Annotated in this window: 16 protein-coding genes; 10 read left to right on the top strand and 6 right to left on the bottom strand. The window is 66.1% G+C overall.

The genetic code is table 11. From position 1 onward, the window contains the following. Positions 1-12 precede the first annotated feature (12 nt). Genes AC1DK4_RS21015 through AC1DK4_RS21000 form a run of 4 tightly spaced genes read right to left on the bottom strand, consistent with a single transcriptional unit; the run spans position 13 to position 4,224 of the window. The gene (locus AC1DK4_RS21015) at positions 13-1,644 is read right to left on the bottom strand and encodes an acyl-CoA carboxylase subunit beta (RefSeq protein WP_477116622.1); all 1,632 of its coding nucleotides are present in this window, start codon (positions 1,642-1,644) and stop codon (positions 13-15) included. Next, positions 1,641-3,218, bottom strand: coding sequence for a class I adenylate-forming enzyme family protein (locus AC1DK4_RS21010; protein WP_441615915.1), 1,578 nt, complete (start codon positions 3,216-3,218; stop codon positions 1,641-1,643). Before AC1DK4_RS21010 ends, AC1DK4_RS21015 begins: the two co-directional genes overlap by 4 nt. Continuing rightward, complete coding sequence (locus AC1DK4_RS21005) at positions 3,215-3,994, bottom strand: GntR family transcriptional regulator (RefSeq protein ID WP_441615917.1); 780 nt, start codon at positions 3,992-3,994, stop codon at positions 3,215-3,217. Before AC1DK4_RS21005 ends, AC1DK4_RS21010 begins: the two co-directional genes overlap by 4 nt. Before the next feature lie 5 nt (positions 3,995-3,999). Further along, positions 4,000-4,224 carry a biotin/lipoyl-binding carrier protein gene (locus tag AC1DK4_RS21000; RefSeq protein WP_441615919.1) on the bottom strand — a complete coding sequence of 75 codons (225 nt, stop codon included), beginning with the start codon at positions 4,222-4,224 and terminating at the stop codon, positions 4,000-4,002. Positions 4,225-4,370: 146 nt separating this feature from the next. On the opposite strand from AC1DK4_RS21000, the gene accB reads away from it, so the two are divergent. From accB to AC1DK4_RS20965, 7 genes are read left to right on the top strand one after another with little or no spacing between them, the layout of a single operon-like run. After that, the gene (gene accB, locus AC1DK4_RS20995; protein WP_441615921.1) at positions 4,371-4,865 is read left to right on the top strand and encodes an acetyl-CoA carboxylase biotin carboxyl carrier protein; all 495 of its coding nucleotides are present in this window, start codon (positions 4,371-4,373) and stop codon (positions 4,863-4,865) included. A gap of 2 nt (positions 4,866-4,867) precedes the next feature. Further along, positions 4,868-6,319, top strand: coding sequence for an acetyl-CoA carboxylase biotin carboxylase subunit (gene accC / locus AC1DK4_RS20990; protein ID WP_441615922.1), 1,452 nt, complete (start codon positions 4,868-4,870; stop codon positions 6,317-6,319). Next, complete coding sequence (locus tag AC1DK4_RS20985; protein ID WP_477131760.1) at positions 6,316-7,785, top strand: beta/alpha barrel domain-containing protein; 1,470 nt, start codon at positions 6,316-6,318, stop codon at positions 7,783-7,785. Before accC ends, AC1DK4_RS20985 begins: the two co-directional genes overlap by 4 nt. A gap of 4 nt (positions 7,786-7,789) precedes the next feature. Continuing rightward, positions 7,790-9,292, top strand: a complete 1,503-nt coding sequence (locus tag AC1DK4_RS20980) for a carboxylase (protein ID WP_441615926.1) — start codon at positions 7,790-7,792, stop codon at positions 9,290-9,292. A gap of 10 nt (positions 9,293-9,302) precedes the next feature. Beyond that, positions 9,303-9,758, top strand: a complete 456-nt coding sequence (locus AC1DK4_RS20975; RefSeq protein WP_441615928.1) for a Zn-ribbon domain-containing OB-fold protein — start codon at positions 9,303-9,305, stop codon at positions 9,756-9,758. After that, on the top strand, positions 9,755-11,299 hold the full coding sequence (locus tag AC1DK4_RS20970; RefSeq protein ID WP_441615930.1) for an AMP-binding protein: 1,545 nt from the start codon (positions 9,755-9,757) through the stop codon (positions 11,297-11,299). The genes AC1DK4_RS20975 and AC1DK4_RS20970 overlap by 4 nt, the downstream gene beginning before the upstream one ends. Positions 11,300-11,309: 10 nt before the next feature. Beyond that, positions 11,310-12,479 (top strand): thiolase C-terminal domain-containing protein, encoded by a 1,170-nt coding sequence (locus tag AC1DK4_RS20965; RefSeq protein ID WP_477131759.1) that lies wholly within the window; start codon positions 11,310-11,312, stop codon positions 12,477-12,479. A 5-nt stretch (positions 12,480-12,484) separates the two neighbouring features. Here AC1DK4_RS20965 and AC1DK4_RS20960 read toward each other — a convergent pair whose 3' ends face one another. Continuing rightward, positions 12,485-13,186: a GntR family transcriptional regulator gene (locus tag AC1DK4_RS20960; protein ID WP_441615934.1), complete on the bottom strand. Its 702-nt coding sequence runs from the start codon at positions 13,184-13,186 to the stop codon at positions 12,485-12,487. A gap of 146 nt (positions 13,187-13,332) precedes the next feature. Between AC1DK4_RS20960 and AC1DK4_RS20955 the strand changes: the two genes are divergently transcribed. Further along, entirely contained in the window at positions 13,333-14,136 is an 804-nt protein-coding gene (locus tag AC1DK4_RS20955) for a BPL-N domain-containing protein (protein WP_477131758.1), read from the top strand. Between the two features lie 4 nt (positions 14,137-14,140). Here the strand turns inward: AC1DK4_RS20955 and AC1DK4_RS20950 are convergent, their stop codons facing one another. Next, positions 14,141-14,536, bottom strand: coding sequence for an avidin/streptavidin family protein (locus AC1DK4_RS20950; protein WP_441615938.1), 396 nt, complete (start codon positions 14,534-14,536; stop codon positions 14,141-14,143). Between the two features lie 378 nt (positions 14,537-14,914). Between AC1DK4_RS20950 and AC1DK4_RS20945 the strand changes: the two genes are divergently transcribed. Next, complete coding sequence (locus AC1DK4_RS20945) at positions 14,915-15,973, top strand: helix-turn-helix domain-containing protein (protein ID WP_441615939.1); 1,059 nt, start codon at positions 14,915-14,917, stop codon at positions 15,971-15,973. A gap of 313 nt (positions 15,974-16,286) precedes the next feature. Further along, a complete protein-coding gene (locus AC1DK4_RS20940; RefSeq protein WP_441649680.1) occupies positions 16,287-17,882 on the top strand; it encodes an arylsulfatase in 1,596 nt (531 codons plus the stop codon). Positions 17,883-17,969 lie beyond the last annotated feature (87 nt).

The following is a 17,969-nucleotide window of genomic DNA, read 5'->3' as shown; positions in this document are numbered from 1 at the left end:
GGTGGTCCTCCCTTAGCGCATCGTGCGGCCGACCGGGCCGAGGCGGCGGGCGGTGGCCCGGTATGCGTCTTCGACCCAGGCGCAAAGCAGCGGTCGCGTGCTCGCCGGTTCGATGATGTCGAGCACACCGAAGCGTTCGGCGGTGCGCATCGGCGAGGAGATCGCGTGGTAGTGCGCCTCCAGGTCCAGGCGGTGTGCGACCGGGTCCGCGGCCGCGGCGATGTCCTGCTTGTAGGCCGCGGCAACGCCGCCTTCGACCGGGATCGAGCCCCAGCGTGCCGACGGCCACGCATAGCGGTTCGGCAGCGCGGTGCCCGACGGCCCGTGCCACGGGCTCAGCATGGCGCCGGCCAAGCCCACGCAACGCCGCAGCACGATCGCCAGCCAAGGCACGCCAGACTGCTCGATCGCATGCATGGCCTGCAGCGCGGCGGACAGCGTGCCTTCGCGCTCGGCGTCGGGGCCGGTCATCACGCCCGGTTGATCGGCCAGGTTGACGATGGGCAGGTGGAAGGTGTCGCACAGGTCGACGAAGCGCGCCATCTTCAGCGCGGCGGCGCGCGTCAGGGCGCCGCCCATCACCATCGGGTTGTTGGTCATCACGCCTACCGCATGGCCGTTCAGGCGCGCCAGGCAGGTGATGGTCGAGCCGCCGAAGTCCGGCGACATCTCGAACAGCGAGCCTTCATCGAAGATCGCCTTCAGGATCTTGCGCGCCTGGAACACCTTGCGCTTGTCGGCGGGGATCGCGCGGTTGAGCCACTCGTCGCAGCGATCGACCGGATCCTCGCAGGCCACGCGCGGCGGCTGTTCCCACACATTGCCGGGAAGGTACGAAAGGAAACGCCGCGTGGCCTCCAGGGCCTGCTCTTCGGTTTCGACGGCCAGGCTCACCGCGCCGCTGAATCGGTGCATCGCGTCGTAGCCGCCCAGCCCCTCCTTGTCGATGTCGAGGCCCAGCGCCTGCTTCACTACCGGCGGCCCGCCGGCGAAGACCTGGCTCTTGCCACGAATCATGATGGACAGGTGGGCGGAACCGACCCGCACCGCGCCAAGGCCCGCGCAGGCGCCCAGCGCGATACCAACGACCGGCACGGCGCCGAGCAGCTGCGTCATCGGCAACATGGCGTAGCCCTGGATCTTGGTGTGGCCGAGCTTGTCGAGCAGCTTGACGCTGCCGCCGGCGCTGTCGACCATGCGCACGATCGGCAGCTTGTACTCCCAGGCGTAACGGTCAGCGTAGATCCACTTTTCCGATACCGAGCCTTCGGACGAGCCGGCGCGGATCGTGAAGTCGTCGGCCGCCACCACCGTGCGCCGCGCGTCGATCTTGCCGATGCCGACGACCGCATTGCTGGGCGTGAACTGCTCGCGCTTGCGATCCGCGCCGTATTTGACGGAACCGGCCAGCACGCCGATCTCGGCGAAGCTGCCGGCGTCGAGCAAGTAATCGATACGTTCGCGCGCGGTGAGCTTGCCTTGTGCGTGATGGCGCGCGACCTGCTCCTCGCCGCCGAGTGCATGCGCGATGGCGCGGCGCTGTGTCAGCTCATGGAGCTCGTCCGTCCATTCGCCATTGGCAGGTTGGGTTGCAGGTTGGGTTGGAGACTGCGTTGCGGGCTGGGTTGCCTGAGTCGTGTTCATTTGGAAATCGCTCCTTCTGCATGGCGCGCCAGGTAGGCGTCGCGCAAGTCGTTCTTGGTCACCTTGCCGGCATGGTTGCGCGGCAGCGCGTCGACAAACTCGATCACGCGTGGCTTCTTGTAGCCGGCGATCAGCCCGGCGCAATGGCGGCCGAGCGCATCGGCGTCGCCGCCCTGTCCGGGCCGGCGCACCACGAATGCCGCGACCACCTCGCCCCACTCGGCGTCGGGCAGGCCCAGCACCGCCACCTCCGCTACAGCCGGATGCGCGTGCAGCGCGTCCTCGACTTCGCGCGCATAGACGTTGAAGCCGCCGCTGATCATCATGTCCTTGTTGCGGCCGACGATGTAGAGAAAGCCTTCGTCGTCGAAGCGGCCAAGGTCGCCGCTGTAATACCAGCCGTCACGGATGGATTCGCGCTCCAGGTCTGGCCGGCGCCAGAACGCCACGGCGCCGATGCCCTGGTGCGCCAGTGCGATCTCGCCCACCTCACCGGTCTGCAAGGCTTGCCCGTCGGCATCGCGCACCGTGATCCCGACATTCATGGTCGGCCGGCCGCACGAGGCGATGCGCGCCGAGGGCTGGCCGTGCTCCAGGTGCTCGTGCGGGTAGAGCACGGACAAGGGCTGGACCGCTTCGGTCATGCCGTATTGCTGGCGCAGGATCGGACCCAGCCGCTGCAGCGCCTCATGGATCGTGCTGGTTGGCGTCGGCGCGGTGCCGTAGTGCACGCGCCGCAGGGCAGACACGTCCGCGGCGGGGTTGGCGGCCAGCGCTTCAAGCAGGCGGCTCAGCATGGTAGGCACCACCATCAACTGGGTGATGCGATCGCTGGCGATCTGCGCCAGCACCTGCCCGGCATCGAAGCGGTCGGCCACGATATTGCGTGCCCCACGCAAGTAGCACGGCAGCAGGTGCACCCCGGCCGCGTGTGTGAGCGGGCCGGCGTGAAGCATCGCGTCATCGATGCCGAGGCCGTATTCCATGGCACCAAACTGGTTGGCCAGGCGTGCTTCCCAGCGCTCGATGCTATAGGCAACGCCCTTCGGCTGGCCGGTCGTCCCCGAGGTGTAGGCGATTCGCAGCAGCAGACCGGCCGGCACCTCAAGGCCCGGGAAACGGTCCGAAGCGCGGGCGAGCAGCGCATCGAACCCGAGCACGCCGGCGTCATGCCAGCCCACGCCGATCACGTGCCGCAGCGACGGCACGTGATGGCGCACCTGCTGCGCAATCTCGCGAAACTCGGCGCCGGCGATCAGCACCGAAGCCTCGGCGTCGTTGAGGATCGCCGCCTGCTCGCGCAAGGTGTGGCGCGCGTTCAGGGCCACGTAGGCCTGCGCCGCCTTTTCGGCGCCGAACTGGCTGTCGATGCTCTCCACCGAGTTGTTGAGCAGCACGGCAAGCCGTTCGCCGGGACGCAGTTCCAGGCCGATCAGCGCGTTGGCGAGCTGATTGCTGCGCCGTTCGATCTGCGTATAGCTGAAGCTGCGGTCGCGGAACACGACCGCGGGCCGGTCGCGAAACTGCGCTGCGGCCCATGACAGGGCATGGCCTGCGATTCTCTTTGCACTCATTGGAGCAAGTCCTTTGTTCGGAGGGCGGCACTCGCCCTTTCGTGTCCGGCGGCTTCGCGCCCGGCGCTCGCCGTGTCCGCCTCCAGTTGCCTCACGGCTTCGTGGCGCGAAGCGTCGATCAGTTGTTCGATGGCATTGGCCGCGCGGTTCGCGTCGCCGGCCTTCAGGTCGTTCAGCAGCGTCCGCCAGATGCGTGCCGATGCTTCGCGTCGCGCCGCGGTGGCCAGCCCGAGCCTGGCGTAGCGCCGCGTCTGCCGCGCCAGCGAGCCCAGGATTTCAGCGAGCCGCTCGTTGCCGGAACTGTCGGCCAGCATGCGGCCCAGGCGGTCGATGATGGCGAGATAGGCGTCGCCCGGGCCGCAGCCCTGCACCACCGTTTCAAGCTCGCGCACTTCGGCGTCGATCCAGGCAATGACCGCATCGTTGCGGCGGCCAAGCCGGCGGATCATCGCGGCCACCAGGTCGCGGCGGATATCGAAGAGGTCGCAGACCTCCTTGATGGAGAGCTGCGTGACGTGGGCGCCACGATTGGGCAGGATGCGCACGACCGAGTCCTTCTCCAGGATGCGCAACGCTTCGCGCACCGGTCCGCGGCTCACCGCGAACTGCTCGGCGAGCGTTTCTTCGCGGATGCGTTCGCCCGGCGCGTACTCGCCCCGTTCGATGGCCGCGAAGATGCGCTCTGCGATCTGCTCCGGCACCGTCTGCAAGTGATGGCTCGCGCCGGCGCGCATCGGCGCCCCTTGCGAGTCCCCTGCCGCGTCCGGGTGCTTCATGGCGCTCACTCTTCTTCGAAGACCGCGATTTCCTGCCCTTCGCGCACCGGCTCGCCCTCGGCGATCAGCAGCTTGAGGACCCTGCCGACTTCGGGCGCCAGCACCGGGATCTCCATCTTCATCGATTCGAGAATCATGATGGTGTCGTCGGCCTGCAGCGCGGTGCCTGGTTCCACCACTACCTTCCACACGGTGCCGGTGATCTCGGATCGAATCGTCTCTGTCGTCATGTCGAGTTCCTGAATTAGCCCGACCCCACGTCGGATGACTGGACTTTATTCTACATTACGATTGTTGACAATAGGAATGTGAGCATGATTTAATGAATCCATGCGCTGACGAAGACGCGCACACTTCCGTAGATGGAGACAAAGCCATGCCCCTTTCCCATACCGACGTACGTCGTATCCTCGAAATCCTCGACAGCGCTGAACACCTGGAATCGCTGGACGTGACGGTCGGCGAGTTCGCGCTGCATGCCCGCAAGCCCGGGGCCGCGGCGTTCGCGCCAGAGCGGGCACCGCAGTCCGCCGCCCCGCGCGCCGCCGTGCCTGCGGCGCAAGCCCCCGGCACCACCGGTGCGTCTGCCGCGCCACCCCCTCTTGAAGACGTGCCTGCGGGCCTGGTTGCGGTACGCGCGCCGATGGTCGGCACCTTCTATCTGCACCCCAGCCCCGACCAGCCGGCCTTTGTCGCGGTGGGCAGCACGGTCGATATCGGCGACACGGTGTGTCTGGTCGAGGTGATGAAGATGTTCAACTCGGTCAAGGCCGAAGTGGCAGGCACCGTCGAGCGCATCGTGGTCGAGGACGGCAAGCCGGTGCAGCACGGCCAGATCGTGATGCTGATGAAGCCGGCACAGGAGGGCTGAATATGAACAACAATGCACAAGCCCCCGTGGCAAAGCGCGATATCCGGCGCGTGTTCGTCGCCAACCGTGGCGAAATCGCCGTGCGCGTGATTCGCGCCTGCCGCACCCTGGGTATCGAGGCGGTGGCAGGTGTCTCCGAAGCGGACACCGATACGCTAGCCGCCAGGCTGGCCGACGAAATGGTCGTGCTCGGTCCCCCGCTCGCTGCCGAGAGCTACCTGCGTGCCGACAAGATCGTCGAGGCGGCTTTGCGCACTGGCTGCGACGCGGTGCATCCCGGCTACGGCTTCCTGTCCGAACGCTCGTCGTTCGTGCGCGCCTGCATCAAGGCCGGGCTGGTGTTCGTGGGGCCGTCTGCCGAAGCCATCGATGCGATGGGTGACAAGATCACCGCCGTGGGCCTGGCCGAGCAGGCTGGCGTACCGCGCGTACCCGGCTCCGGCGCGCTGGCCGATGTGGCGCATGCGCGCCACGTCGGGGCGCAGATCGGCTACCCGGTGCTGATCAAGGCCACCGCCGGCGGCGGCGGGCGCGGCATGCGGGTGGTCAGGGAAGAAAGCGAACTTGAATCGCTGATGAGCTCGGCCGCCAACGAGGCGCAGTCCGCGTTCGGCGACGCCACGCTGTATATGGAGAAATTCATCGAGCATGCGCGCCATATCGAGATCCAGGTGATGGCCGATGCGCACGGCAACGTGGTCTACCTTGGCGAACGCGAATGCTCGACGCAGCGCCGCCACCAGAAGCTGATCGAAGAGGCACCCTCCCCGGCGGTCGATGCGGCAATGCGCCAGGCCATGGGCGAGTGCGCGGTGAGCCTGACACGTAACGCCGGCTACTGCGGCGCGGGCACGATCGAGTTCGTGGTCGACCAGCGCGATAACAAGTACTTCTTCCTGGAGATGAACACGCGCATCCAGGTCGAGCACCCGGTGACGGAGATGATCACCGGCTTCGACCTGGTMGCCGAGCAGATCCGGGTTGCGGCCGGGCTGCCGCTGTCGTTCACGCAGGACGACGTCCAGCTGCAGGGACATGCCATCGAATGCCGCATCAACGCCGAGGACCCGGACCGCAACTTCCTGCCGCGTCCGGGGCTGATCTCGCGCTGGGACGTGCCAAGCGGCGAAGGCATCCGCGTCGATACGCATTGCTATGCCGGCTACACCGTGCCGCCCTACTACGATTCGCTGCTCGGCAAGCTGATCGTGCATGCGGCCACGCGCGAGCAAGCCATCGCGCGCATGCGCGCCGCACTGGAAGGCCTGCAGGTCGAAGGCCCGACCACGACCGCGCGCTTCCATGACGCCGTGCTGGCGCATGAAGACTTCGTCGGCGGCCGGGTCACGACGCGCTGGGTCGAAGATACCTTCCTGCCGCAGCGCAAGGCGGAGCAAAAGGCCGCTGCGCAGGCCGCCAAGCAGGCACTGGCTGCCGCCGAGGTGAAGTCATGAGCACGCCCGCCCTGCGTTACACCGACGTCAGCCTGACCGACGGCCAGAGCGCGCGCTGGGCCGGCGCCATGACGACCCCGATGATGCTTGCCGTCGCCGCGCGGCTGGCGGCGGCCGCCCCGGCGGCGATCGAAGTCGCCTCCCCGGCCACGCTGCAGCAATGCGTGACGAGGGGCGAAGACCCCTGGCAGCGCATCGCGCTGCTGCGCGAACGCTGCCCCGGCATTGCGCTGCGCGCCGCCATTGCGCTGCTGACGGAACATGGCAGGCGCGGCATCGATGTGCTACCGACCGAGGCCGTCACGCTGTGGTTGCGCGAACTGGCGCAGCGCGGCGTGTCCGAGATCGTGCTGCTCGACCCGATGGTGGAGATCGCGCGTATCGCGCCGGTGCTGAAGGCTGGCAAGGCGCTCGGCCTGACCATGATCGCGGCCCTGCCGTTCGCGCCCGGCTCCACGCACAGCGACGATGCGTTGCAGGAGCAGGCCGCGGCCCTGGCCGAGGCAGGCGCGGCCCGCGTGATGCTGCGCGACGAAGCCGGCCTGCTGACCCCGGACCGCCTGGCCACGCTGCTGCCCGCGCTGCGCGCGGGACTGGGCACGGGACCGGGCGCCACGCCGCTGGATCTGCATCTGCGCTGCCAGACCGCGCTCGGTCCCATGGTTGCGCTGGAGGCGATACGGCTGGGTATCGCCGGGCTCGACACCGCGTTCGCGCCGCTCGCCAACGGCGCCTCGGTGCCGGCGCTGGGCACGCTGCTGAAATCGCTGCGCATGCTGGCCCTGGGAACACCGGCGAGCGAGCAGACACTGCACGCCGTGGGCGACGCCGGCCGCCTGCTCGCGGAACTGGCCGATCGCCACGGCTTCGCGCCGCCCCGCCCGTGGGTCTTTGACCTCGCCCCCTACGCACACCAGTTGCCGGGCGAAGTCGCTGCGCAGTGCATGCAACGGCTGGCCGAACTGGGGCTGACGCACAAGCTGCACGCCTTTGCCAACGAGTGCGCGCTGGTCCGCAGCGAGATCGGCATGCCGCCGATGCTGGCGCCGTTCGCGCGGCCGATTGCGGAACAGGCGCTGCGGCACCTGCAGGGCCTGCCGCGCTATGCCGAGCTTCGGCCCGGCGTGCGCCGCGCCTTGCAGCAGGTTCACGGCGCGGCGGCAGGCAATGTCGACGCCGGGTTGCTCCAGCGTGTCGGTGCGGTGCCCAAGGCAGCGGCACCATCGCTCGCCGCATTGCGCGCGGCACATCCCACGTCGAATGACGCGGCGCTGGTGCTCTTCCTTGCCTGCGGCGTCGCACCGGAATCGCTTCCTGCACCGGCTTCACCAGACGCGCTGCGTTATGTACCCACCACGCCAGCGGATGCACTCCTGGCCGGACTCACGGCACGCGCCGCACCCTATGCGCAACTCAGCGTGCAGGGCCCCGGCGTTTCGATCCAACTCCAGGGCACGGAGGGCTGAACTCATGCTCGAAGACCTCAAGAAACTGGTCGCCGCGGAAACCGCGCGCACCGGCAAGCGCCGCACCATCCACCTGACCGACGACACGCTGCGCGACGGCCAGCAATGCCTGTGGGCCACCCGCATGCGCACCGAGCACATGCTGCCGATAGCGGAACGCATGGACCAGGCCGGCTTCCTGTCGCTGCAGGCGATCGCGCTGGTGCAGTTCGATGCCAGCGTGCTGTTCCTGAACCAGGACCCGTTCGAACGCATCCGCCTGCTGCGCGAGCGCTTCACGCGCACGCCGCTGCGCGCCGCCATCCGCAGCAACCTGATGCGCGGCTTCTTTCCGGTGGCCGACGACATCACCGAGCTCTTCGTCGAGCGGCAGATCGCCAACGGCGTCCGCGACATCGGCATCTTCGATGCGCTGATGTGCTCGGACAACCTCGCCCCCAGCATCGCCACGGCGCGCCGGCTCGGCGCCAACGTGACGCTCTTGCTCGGCTACAACATCGCGCCCGGCTATGACGACGCCTTGTATGCGCGCAAGGCGCGCGAGGCCGTCGAGCGCTTTGGCGTGCAGACCGTCACGCTGGCCGATGCGGCCGGCATCCTGACGATCGACCGCGTACGCACCCTGGTGCCGGCAATGAAGCAGGCCATCGGTGATCGAGCACGACTGGAATTCAACACCCACTGCCTGACCGGACTCGGGCCGCTGCTCGCACTCGAGGCCGCGGTGCACGGCGCCGACAGCATCCTGACGGCGGTGGACCCGATGGCCAATGGCAATTCGCTGCCGGCCAGCCAGATGATTGCGCGCAACCTGCGCGAGATCGGCTTCGACGTGGTGGTCAATGACGACTTGCTCGACGAAGTGGGCGCGTATCTTGGCGCGCTGGCCGAGCGGGAAGGCCATCCGGTCGGCGTGCCTGCCGAATACGAGCCCAGCCACTACATCACCCAGTACGCGGGCGGCGCGATGAGCAACCTGGAATCTCAGCTCAAGCTCGCCGGCATTTCCGACAAGCTGCCGGCGGTGCTGGAAGAGATCGGGCGGGTGCGGGTGGAGCTCGGCTCGCCGATCATGGTCACGCCCTATCCCGCGATCATCGGGGCGCAGGCGGTGATGAATGTCATCAACGGCGAGCGCTACAAGGCCGTCCCGGATGAAGTGAAGAAGTACGTCTGCGGGTATTTCGGCGCCCTGCCGCTGCCGGTCGACGCGAACGTGAAGGACAAGGTCATCGCCAACGGCTCGAAGGATGTGAGCCTGACGCCCCCCGTGATCGAACCGGTGCTGCCGGGCTTGCGCCAGCGCTACAAGAACATGGGCGACGACGAACTGCTGCTGCGCTATATGTACGGCGACGAGAAGGTAAACGGCCTGGCGCCGACGGGCACGGGCGACAGCTTCAGCGTCCACCACCCGGTCGTCGATCTCGTGGCCGGCCTGGCACAGCGCCAGAGCAAGGCGAAGGTGCAGGTCCGCGGCAGCGAGTTCTCGCTGAGCGCGAACTGAGGAGCGCCACATGAACGTTTCCCTCGCAAGGCCGCAGCCGATTCCCACCGCCGAGACCGCGCACTACTGGCAGGCGGCGCACGAAGGCCGGCTCGAAATACAGTATTGCCCGGCCTGTACGCGCCACCAGTTCTACCCGCGCCGCTTCTGCACGCAATGCCTGTCCGACCAGCTCGAATGGGTGCAGGCGAGCGGCCACGGGCGGATCTATACCTACACCGTGTGCCACGTCGCCGCGCATCCCGCCTTCGCGTCGGACGTGCCGTATGCGATCGGCATGATCGAGCTCGACGAGGGCGTGCGCATGCTGGCAGGCATTGTCGACGCCGACCCCGATTGCCTTGCCGTCGGCGCGCCGGTCGAGGTGTGCTTCGAACGCATCAGCGACGACGTCGCACTGCCGATGTTCCGGCTCACGGGCAGCGCCAATGCCCGGCCCGTTCCCGATACCAGAGACAAACCATGATCATCGATTCCTTCGACGCCGGCGCCACGGCATATCCCGACCGCATCTTCGTCCAGGGAGGCGACGTGCGCCTGAGCTACCAGGACGCGGCCGGCGCATCGCACGCGGTTGCCGCCGCGCTGGTGCGCGACGTGCAACCGGGCACGCACGTCGGCATGCTGTCGCCCAATCATCCGATGGTGCTGCCGGCGATGCTGGGCGTGATGCGCAGCGGTGCGGTCTTCGTGCCGCTCAACGCGCGCGATCCCATCGAGGACATCATCTGGTTCGCCAGTTTCTGCGAGATCACCGTGCTGATCTGCCATCCGCAGTACGCGCCGCACCTGGAACGCCTGAAGCAGGAGATCCCGACGCTCAGGCGCGTCATCGGGCTGACGGAGCCGCTGGAGCCGAACGGCCACTGCATCGCGCAATGGGTGAAGGACTTCGCCGGGACGCGCGTGACGGTGCGGCGCGAAGCGGACGACATCGCCATCATCAAGTCGTCCGGCGGCACCACGGGCCGTCCGAAGGCGATCATGCAGAGCCACCGCTCGCTCGAGACGGCCTACCGGATCAGCAACCAGTTCACGCCACCGCGCAAGGACCCCGTGCACCTGGTGGTGGCGCCGCTCACGCATGCCGCGGGCGCCACGATGGTGGCACTGGCACGCATCGGCGCGCGCAACGTGATCGCTGCGTCGGCCGATCCGGGCGTGATCCTCGAAGCGATCGAGCGCGAACGCGTGACGCATATCTTCCTGCCGCCGACCATGATCTATCGCCTGCTCGCCCACCCCGATGCGCGCACACGCGACTGCTCCTCGCTCGAGTACGTGCTGTATGGTGCCGCGCCGATGTCGGTCGACAAGCTGCGCGAAGGCATCGCCCTCTGGGGCCAGGTGTTCATGCAGAGCTACGGCCAGTCGGAAGTGCCCGGTGTCATCACCTGCCTGTCGCGCAAGGATCATTTCGTGCACGACGACCCCGAACTCGACAAGCACCTCGGCTCCGCCGGCCGCCCCTCGGGCGCCTGCGAGGTGGCGCTGATGGACGACGAGGGCAATATCGTGGGCACGGGCGAACGCGGCGAGATCGTGGCCCGCGGCGACCTCGTCTCGCCCGGCTACTACAACAACCCCGAAGCCACCGCCGAGGCGCGCGCCTTTGGCTGGCACCACACCGGCGACATCGGCGTGTTTGACGAGAACGGCTACCTGTATGTGGTCGATCGCAAGAAGGACATGGTCATCTCCGGCGGCTTCAACATCTACCCGAGCGAGATCGAGCAGGTGATCTGGGGCCACCCGGCGGTGCAGGACTGCGCCGTGGTCGGCATACCCGACGCCGACTGGGGCGAACGCCTGACCGCCGTGATCGAGCTCAAGCCCGGTTGCAATGCCACCGCCGACGAGATCGTCGAGCTGTGCCGCAAGCGCTTCGGCAGCCTGAAGACGCCCAAGCAGGTCGAGTTCTGGCCCACGCTGCCACGCAGCCCGGTCGGCAAGGTGCTGAAGAAGGATGTGCGAGCGCAGCTTACGGCTGCATCAAAGCCGGTTTGAAAGGATGGACATGGACCCGAAAGCACTGAGTGGCCGCTATGCCATCGCGGGCGTCGGCGAGGCCGGCATGGGCAAGGCCCTGCCGGGCGACACCGCGTTGTCGCTGCAATGCGACGCGGCGCGGCTCGCGATCCTGGACGCGGGGCTGAAGCCCTCCGACATCGACGCCGTCTTCGCGCACTGGGACGACCGCGCCGCCGGCTTGCTGGTGACCGAGCACATGGGGCTGCAACCGCGCTATGTCGACAGCACCGTGGTCGGCGGGCAATCCAACCTGACGCATATCGCCCATGCAATGGCGGCGATGGAGGCGGGACTGTGCAATGTGGCGCTGATCACCTATGGCAGCACGCAGCGCCTGGACCRCAGCCGCGCGCGCGGCGGCCATGCGCAGGATGCCCGCATGCCGAACGGCCAGTTCGTGCAGCCGTACGGCATGCTGAGCCCGATCGGCTTCTACGCGATGCAGGCACGCCTGCACATGCATCGCTACGGCACGCTTGCCGAAGACCTTGGGGAAGTCGCGATCGCGGCGAGGCGCTGGGCACAGCGCAATCCGAATGCGGTCGCGCGCGAGCCGCTGACCATGGCCGACTACCTGGCCTCGCCCATGGTCGCCGACCCGCTGCGCAAGCTCGATATCTGCCAGGTCACCGACAGCGCCGGCGCCATGGTGCTGGTGCGGACCGGGCGCGCGCGCGACTTGCGCCGTCCGCCGGTGCTGGTGCAAGGGTTCGCGGAGCAATATATCCAGCACGCCACGCCGTTTGGCATGGACGACTGGATCGACAATGGCGTGCTCGCGGAGATGGGCCGGCTGGCGCTGGAGCGCGCCAGCCTGAGCCGTAGCGAGATCGACATCGTGCAGATCTACGACGCGTTCACCAGCAACGTGCTGATCGGCCTGGAGGAGCTGGGATTCTGCGGGCGCGGCGAGAGCGGCGCCTTCGTGCGAGGCGGGCGCATTGCGCCGGGCGGGGCATTTCCGCTGAATACCTCGGGCGGCGGCCTGTCCTTCAATCACGGCGGCATGTTCGGCATGCCGCTGATGATCGAGTCGGTCCGTCAGCTACGCGGGGATTGCGGGGAGCGCCAGGTGCCTGGCGCCCGCAACTGCCTGGTGCAGGCGGGCGGCCTGGTGATGTCCGCGTATATGGTGATGGTGCTGGGAACGGCTTAGCCGATTCAGACGGTGCGCGGCGCGGCATCCCGCTGCGCTTCGAGCTGCCTGATCGCCTCGCGCATCGAATCGCCGATCAGCTTCTCGGCCGCTTCCGCCGCGGCATCGAGGTTGCCCGACTTGAGGCCCTTTTGCAGCGTGCGCCAGTTGCGGGCCGATTCCTTGCGCCGTGCCGGCGTGGACAGGCCAAGCTGGGTGTAACGCAGCGTCTGCCGCGCCAGCGAACCCAGGATCTCGGCCAGGCGCTCATTGGTGCAAGCCTCGCGCATGACGCGCCCGAGGCGGAACGAGGTTTCGATGAAGGCGACGGTGCTATCCGCCTCCTGCGCCAGCGTTTCCAGCGCGCGCACGTCGGCATCGATGGTCGCCGCAATCTGCGCCGCCTCTTCCGGGCTTAGCCGGCTTACCATGGTGCCGGAAAGCTTGCCGCGAATCTCGAAGATGTCTGCAACCTCCTTGATCGATAGCTGGGTGACGTGGGCGCCCTTGTTGGGCAGGATGTTCACCACCGAATCCTTCTCAAGGATGCGCAAGGCCTCGCGCACCGGTCCGCGGCTGACCGCGAACTGCTCGGCCAGCGCTTCTTCACGGATACGCTCGCCCGGGGCGTATTCGCCATTCGCGATGGCAGTGAAGATGCTGTCGGCGATCTGCTCGGGCAGTGTCCTCAGCTGGCGGCTGGCGGGACGATTGGATTGTGTGGTCATGTCGAAAGCTCGAAACTGCGCAATTATGAAACTACGATTGTAGACAAACGCAATGTAAGCACGAGATTAGACCACAACTGCGCGCGCAAGATCACGAGCCGTGAAGACAGACTGCGCTAAACCACGACGAATCACGACGAACCATCATGTCAAAGCCCCAGATCCTGACCTATATCGATGCCGGCACCTCCGACGGCACCGCGCGCCTGATGCGCACCATCGGGCAGCAGCTTCGTTCCGGTATGTACGAGATCCGCACGGTCATGGCCGATGACATCCGGCATGACGCATCGCTGTTCGATGACGCAGTGCTGTTCGTCATGCCGGGTGGCGCCGACCTGCCCTATTGCGCAGCGCTGAACGGCGCCCCCAACGCGCGCATCCGGCGCTTTGTCGAACAAGGCGGGGTCTACCTGGGCATCTGCGCGGGTGCGTACTACGCCTGCAGGGAACTCGCCTTTCACGCCGGCAGCGCGGGCGAGATCTGCGGCACGCGGGAGCTGAGCTTCGTGGACGCGGTTGCGGTGGGCTCCTTGCCCGAACTCACGGGAGGCGTCGCCTATGACGGCACGCCGCGCAGCACCGCCGCGGTGGAGATCCGGACGACGGAACGGCTGACCGCTGCGCCGGTGTCGCTCTACACGCACTACCACGGCGGCTGCCGCTTCGATTTCGGCGATGCGCCGGGGCCGGAGACCCAGGTCCTGGCCGTTTATACCGGCATCGAAGGCGACCCGCCCGCGATCGTGAGCTCACGCGTGGGCAAGGGCAGCGCGATCCTGACCGGCGTGCACCTGGAGATCTCGGAGCGCGAGTGCAAGGACGCCTTGCTAGGTCACAGCGACAGGACCGCGCACAYCCACGTCTGCCAGAGGCTGGCGCAGACGGGCGAGGCGCGACTGGCGGTGTTCCGCCAGTTACTGTTCCATGCCGGGCTCGCGCTGGGTTGACCGCTCAGGGCGTCCAGTACCAGATGGCGGAGTTGGAGATAAAGGTCTCCCACATGGCGTGCGGCTTGGCGGGATCATCGTCCTCGTAGCGACGGGCCAGTACCCATTGGGCCTCGATGCGCTCGCGCGATGGATCGCCCAGGCCATCCTGCTCGCCCGCGGCTAGGTAGCGACCGGCAAAGGTGGTCAGCGAGGCATGCTGCTCAGCTTGGTTCTTCCAGAGCACCGTGAATCCGATCAGCGCGCCGTCGGTCATGCCGTGCGTCTCGAACCAGGCGCTGGGATCGGGCTTCCCGACCTTGGTCTGGTAGCGCCCGGTAAAGTGGGCACCCGGCCCGATGGAGAGGATTTCGAGCCCGCCGCCGTTGCGGCTGAGCCATCGTCCGACCCGGATTGTCATGGTGTCTCCTTGGTATTGCCCAGCATGTTTGAACGGGGAGAACTGCGCACTTAGTTTAGGACAGCGGTTTGCCGGGGACAACTTTGTCGGGATTGCCCGGGCACCACGCGCTGGCCGCGATGTCGACCCGGGAGAGACGCTATCCCTCCTCGAAAGCGGCCGCCGGCAGGCGGTCCGCGCTCAGGATCGTGTGTGGTTTTCCGAGTACTGAAAGCCATCGCTTTTCCGGCGAGCCGCTCGCTGTGTGCTCCGGCAAAACAAGTACTGATATGCTTGGCAACCTGCCATAGCTCGCTCCGCGCGGGCTGGTGGCTCAACATAAAGTTCAGCCACACGGGGCGGACCCTATCTGGACGAAAATCAGCCAGGAGCGCTGCATTGAACGACGACCCGCTACACGGCCGCTTGTTATTGCCGCCAGAGCCGCCGACGCTTGCGCCCGGCATCGTGCACAGCAATTTCAGCGTGCAGGGCGACGCCCGTCAAAGCTTCCGGGCCTGGCAGGAGCGCATGAGCCCTGTCTACGACATACGGCCTTCGTCAAAGCAAGCCGAGGATAGGTTCGACGCATCGCTGTCTCGCTACACGATCGACAATCTGAGCCTCTTCGACTTCCGCACCGGGCCGAACCTGGCCGTGCGATCGTTGGGCCGGGTATCGACCGAGAGCATTCATGACATAAGCTTCAGCGTGTTCCTTGAAGGGCCGCCGGGGCAGTTCCTGAACGGCAAGCCACGGCTCGACGCGCCACAGATACCGCACGCGCCAAGTATCCTCGCGCTGGACATGGACCAGCCGTGCACAATCCGGAATTTTGATGGCCGGATACTGCTCCTTTTTGTGCCACGCGATCTGGTGGAAAGCTCGTTTCCCGATGCCGCCTCGCTGCATGGTCGCTCGATTCAAGCCACCACCCCCTTGACACGCCTGATCATTGAGCATCTCGTTGCATTAAACCGACAAATCAGCGGTCTCGACCGGCAGGAAGCGCGTCAGCGCTTTCTCACCACGGTAGAGCTACTCGCCACCGCTTTCAGCCGTCAGGCAGGGCTTTCCGGCAATCGGCGCGCAGCGGTACGCGCTGCCGTCTATGGACAGGTGCGGCGACATGTCGAGGCCAATCTGCACGATCCGGATTTGTCGCCTGACAGCGTGTTGGCATCGCTGCATCTCTCGCGCGCCAGCGTCTACCGTCTCTTTGAGCATGAAGGCGGCCTGGCCGCCTATATCCGCAGCCGCAGGCTGCGAATGGCGGCCGATGAGCTTGTGCGCTTTCCGCATATGGAGGTCCAGGATATTGCCCTGGGGTTGGGTTTCAATGATGCGTCGAGCTTTACGCGCGCATTCCGCCGCGCCTTCGACATCGCGCCACGGGAATTGCACGAGTACGCGCCGTTGCTCCAGCGCAAGCAGGCAGCACGGGAGCGCTTCACATAGCCGGGCCGTCACGGCCAACGCCGATCCCGTGCTCAGGAAGATTTCGGAAACTTCGAAACCCGCTCGCCCTTGACAAGGCATATACGGGAACCAGCCAACGCGTCCGCCGAACCCCTACAGGTAGGAAACGCCCAAATACTTTGCCGGGCCTCCGCCGAGTGGAGGAGACTCCGTTCACTTCCGTTCGCCAGAGGGCGCAGGCGAAATAAGTAAGACCGCCGCACATAACAGTTAATTCAGCTTCTGCCGCCTCTCTGCTAGCCTGATCTCGGTGCATCCACATCGTCTTGCGCGTATACATGTGAGGTACAGCATGCTCCAGGCACTCCAACGCTCGCGTTCAACTTGGGGCGCAGCGCTCCTCTTGCCGATTTTCTGCCTGTCACTGCTGATCGCCGGTCCTCCGGCCCAGGCCCAGGCCCAGGCCACCGGGAAGAAGCCCAACATTCTCATTATTTGGGGCGACGATATCGGCACCTGGAACATCAGTCGGAACAGCCACGGCATGATGGGCTACACGACGCCAAACATTGACCGCTTGGCCAAGGAAGGCGTGGGGTTCACCGATTACTACGGACAGCAGAGTTGCACCGCCGGGCGCGCGGCCTTTATCGGGGGCGCGGTCCCGGTGCGCACCGGGATGACAAAGGTCGGGCTGCCGGGGGCCAAGGAAGGCTGGCAGAAATCCGATCCCACAATTGCCGCACTGCTAAAAGCGCAGGGGTACGCTACCGGCCAGTTTGGCAAGAATCACTTTGGAGACCGTGACGAGCACCTGCCCACCATGCAAGGCTTTGACGAGTATTTTGGAAGCCTGTATCACTTGAACGCATCGGAGGAGCCCGAAAACCTCGATTACCCGAAGGATCCGGGATTTGCCAAGAAGTTTGGCCCGCGCGGCGTGATCCGGTCCAAGGCGGATGGAAAGGGCGGGCAGACGGTCGAGGACACCGGGCCACTCACAAAGAAGCGGATGGAGACAATTGATGAAGAGACGCTCGCCGCCGCCAAGGAGTTCATGGGCCGGCAGGCGAAAGCCGACAAGCCGTTCTTCATCTGGTGGAATGCGACTCGGATGCATTTCAGGACCCATGTGAAGGCCCAGAATCGCGGCATCTCGGGACAGGACGAATACAGCGACGGAATGGTCGAGCATGACCGCATGGTCGGGGACTTGCTTAAGGAGCTGGACAGCCTGGGGTTGACCAACGACACCATCGTCATGTATTCGACCGACAACGGGCCTCACTACAACACCTGGCCCGACGCGGGCACCACGCCGTTCCGCAGCGAGAAAAACTCCAATTGGGAAGGTGCCTACCGCGTCCCTGCTTTCGTCCGATGGCCGGGTCATTGGCAAGCCGACACGATACTCACCGGCATCGTCGCACATGAGGACTGGATGCCAACGCTGTTGGCGGCCGCCGGCATGCCAGACGTAAAGGAGCGCCTTCTGAAGGGAGCTACGTTTGCCGGCAGGAAATACCGGGCACATTGCGATGGTTACGACCTGAACGACTACCTGTCGGGCAAGGCAAAGGAATCGCCCCGCAAGGAGTTTTGGTATGTCAATGATGACGGCCAGGTCGTCGCCGCCCGGTATCAGGATTGGAAGGTAGTGTTCCTGGAGAATCGGGGGGAAGCGTTCGGTGTGTGGCGAGAGCCTTTTACGGAGCTGCGCGTCCCGCTGGTTTTCAACCTGCGTCGAGATCCATTCGAGAAATCCCAGCATAACTCCAACACCTATAACGACTGGCTCCTGGACAGGGTGTATGTCATCGTACCGATTCAGGCAATGGCTGCTCAGTTCCTGCAATCGATGAAAGAATACCCGCCAAGTCAGTCACCCGGCTCGTTCAATCTTACCAAGATAGAAGAGCAACTCAGGACGGGAGCGGGTTCACGCTGACCGTCCGCCGCAATCCGCGAACTCACCGACACGCAGCTACGCCCGCCTTCAAGCGGGTGTAGCTGCGTCGCGCGCCGGGCCCGCGCC

It is taken from the genome of Cupriavidus sp. 05N38, assembly GCF_056397345.1.
Note: the sequence above shows the minus strand (reverse complement) of the source record. Positions and strands in the feature narration are given on the sequence as shown.

Excerpts from the sequence above, each read along its gene's own strand:
- AC1DK4_RS21015 (WP_477116622.1), bottom strand. The coding sequence starts at position 1,644 with ATGAACACGACTCAGGCAACCCAGCCCGCAACGCAGTCTCCAACCCAA.
- AC1DK4_RS21010 (WP_441615915.1), bottom strand. The coding sequence starts at position 3,218 with ATGAGTGCAAAGAGAATCGCAGGCCATGCCCTGTCATGGGCCGCAGCG.
- AC1DK4_RS21005 (WP_441615917.1), bottom strand. The coding sequence starts at position 3,994 with ATGAAGCACCCGGACGCGGCAGGGGACTCGCAAGGGGCGCCGATGCGC.
- AC1DK4_RS21000 (WP_441615919.1), bottom strand. The coding sequence starts at position 4,224 with ATGACGACAGAGACGATTCGATCCGAGATCACCGGCACCGTGTGGAAG.
- accB (WP_441615921.1), top strand. The coding sequence starts at position 4,371 with ATGCCCCTTTCCCATACCGACGTACGTCGTATCCTCGAAATCCTCGAC.
- AC1DK4_RS20985 (WP_477131760.1), top strand. The coding sequence starts at position 6,316 with ATGAGCACGCCCGCCCTGCGTTACACCGACGTCAGCCTGACCGACGGC.
- AC1DK4_RS20980 (WP_441615926.1), top strand. The coding sequence starts at position 7,790 with ATGCTCGAAGACCTCAAGAAACTGGTCGCCGCGGAAACCGCGCGCACC.
- AC1DK4_RS20975 (WP_441615928.1), top strand. The coding sequence starts at position 9,303 with ATGAACGTTTCCCTCGCAAGGCCGCAGCCGATTCCCACCGCCGAGACC.
- AC1DK4_RS20970 (WP_441615930.1), top strand. The coding sequence starts at position 9,755 with ATGATCATCGATTCCTTCGACGCCGGCGCCACGGCATATCCCGACCGC.
- AC1DK4_RS20960 (WP_441615934.1), bottom strand. The coding sequence starts at position 13,186 with ATGACCACACAATCCAATCGTCCCGCCAGCCGCCAGCTGAGGACACTG.
- AC1DK4_RS20950 (WP_441615938.1), bottom strand. The coding sequence starts at position 14,536 with ATGACAATCCGGGTCGGACGATGGCTCAGCCGCAACGGCGGCGGGCTC.
- AC1DK4_RS20940 (WP_441649680.1), top strand. The coding sequence starts at position 16,287 with ATGCTCCAGGCACTCCAACGCTCGCGTTCAACTTGGGGCGCAGCGCTC.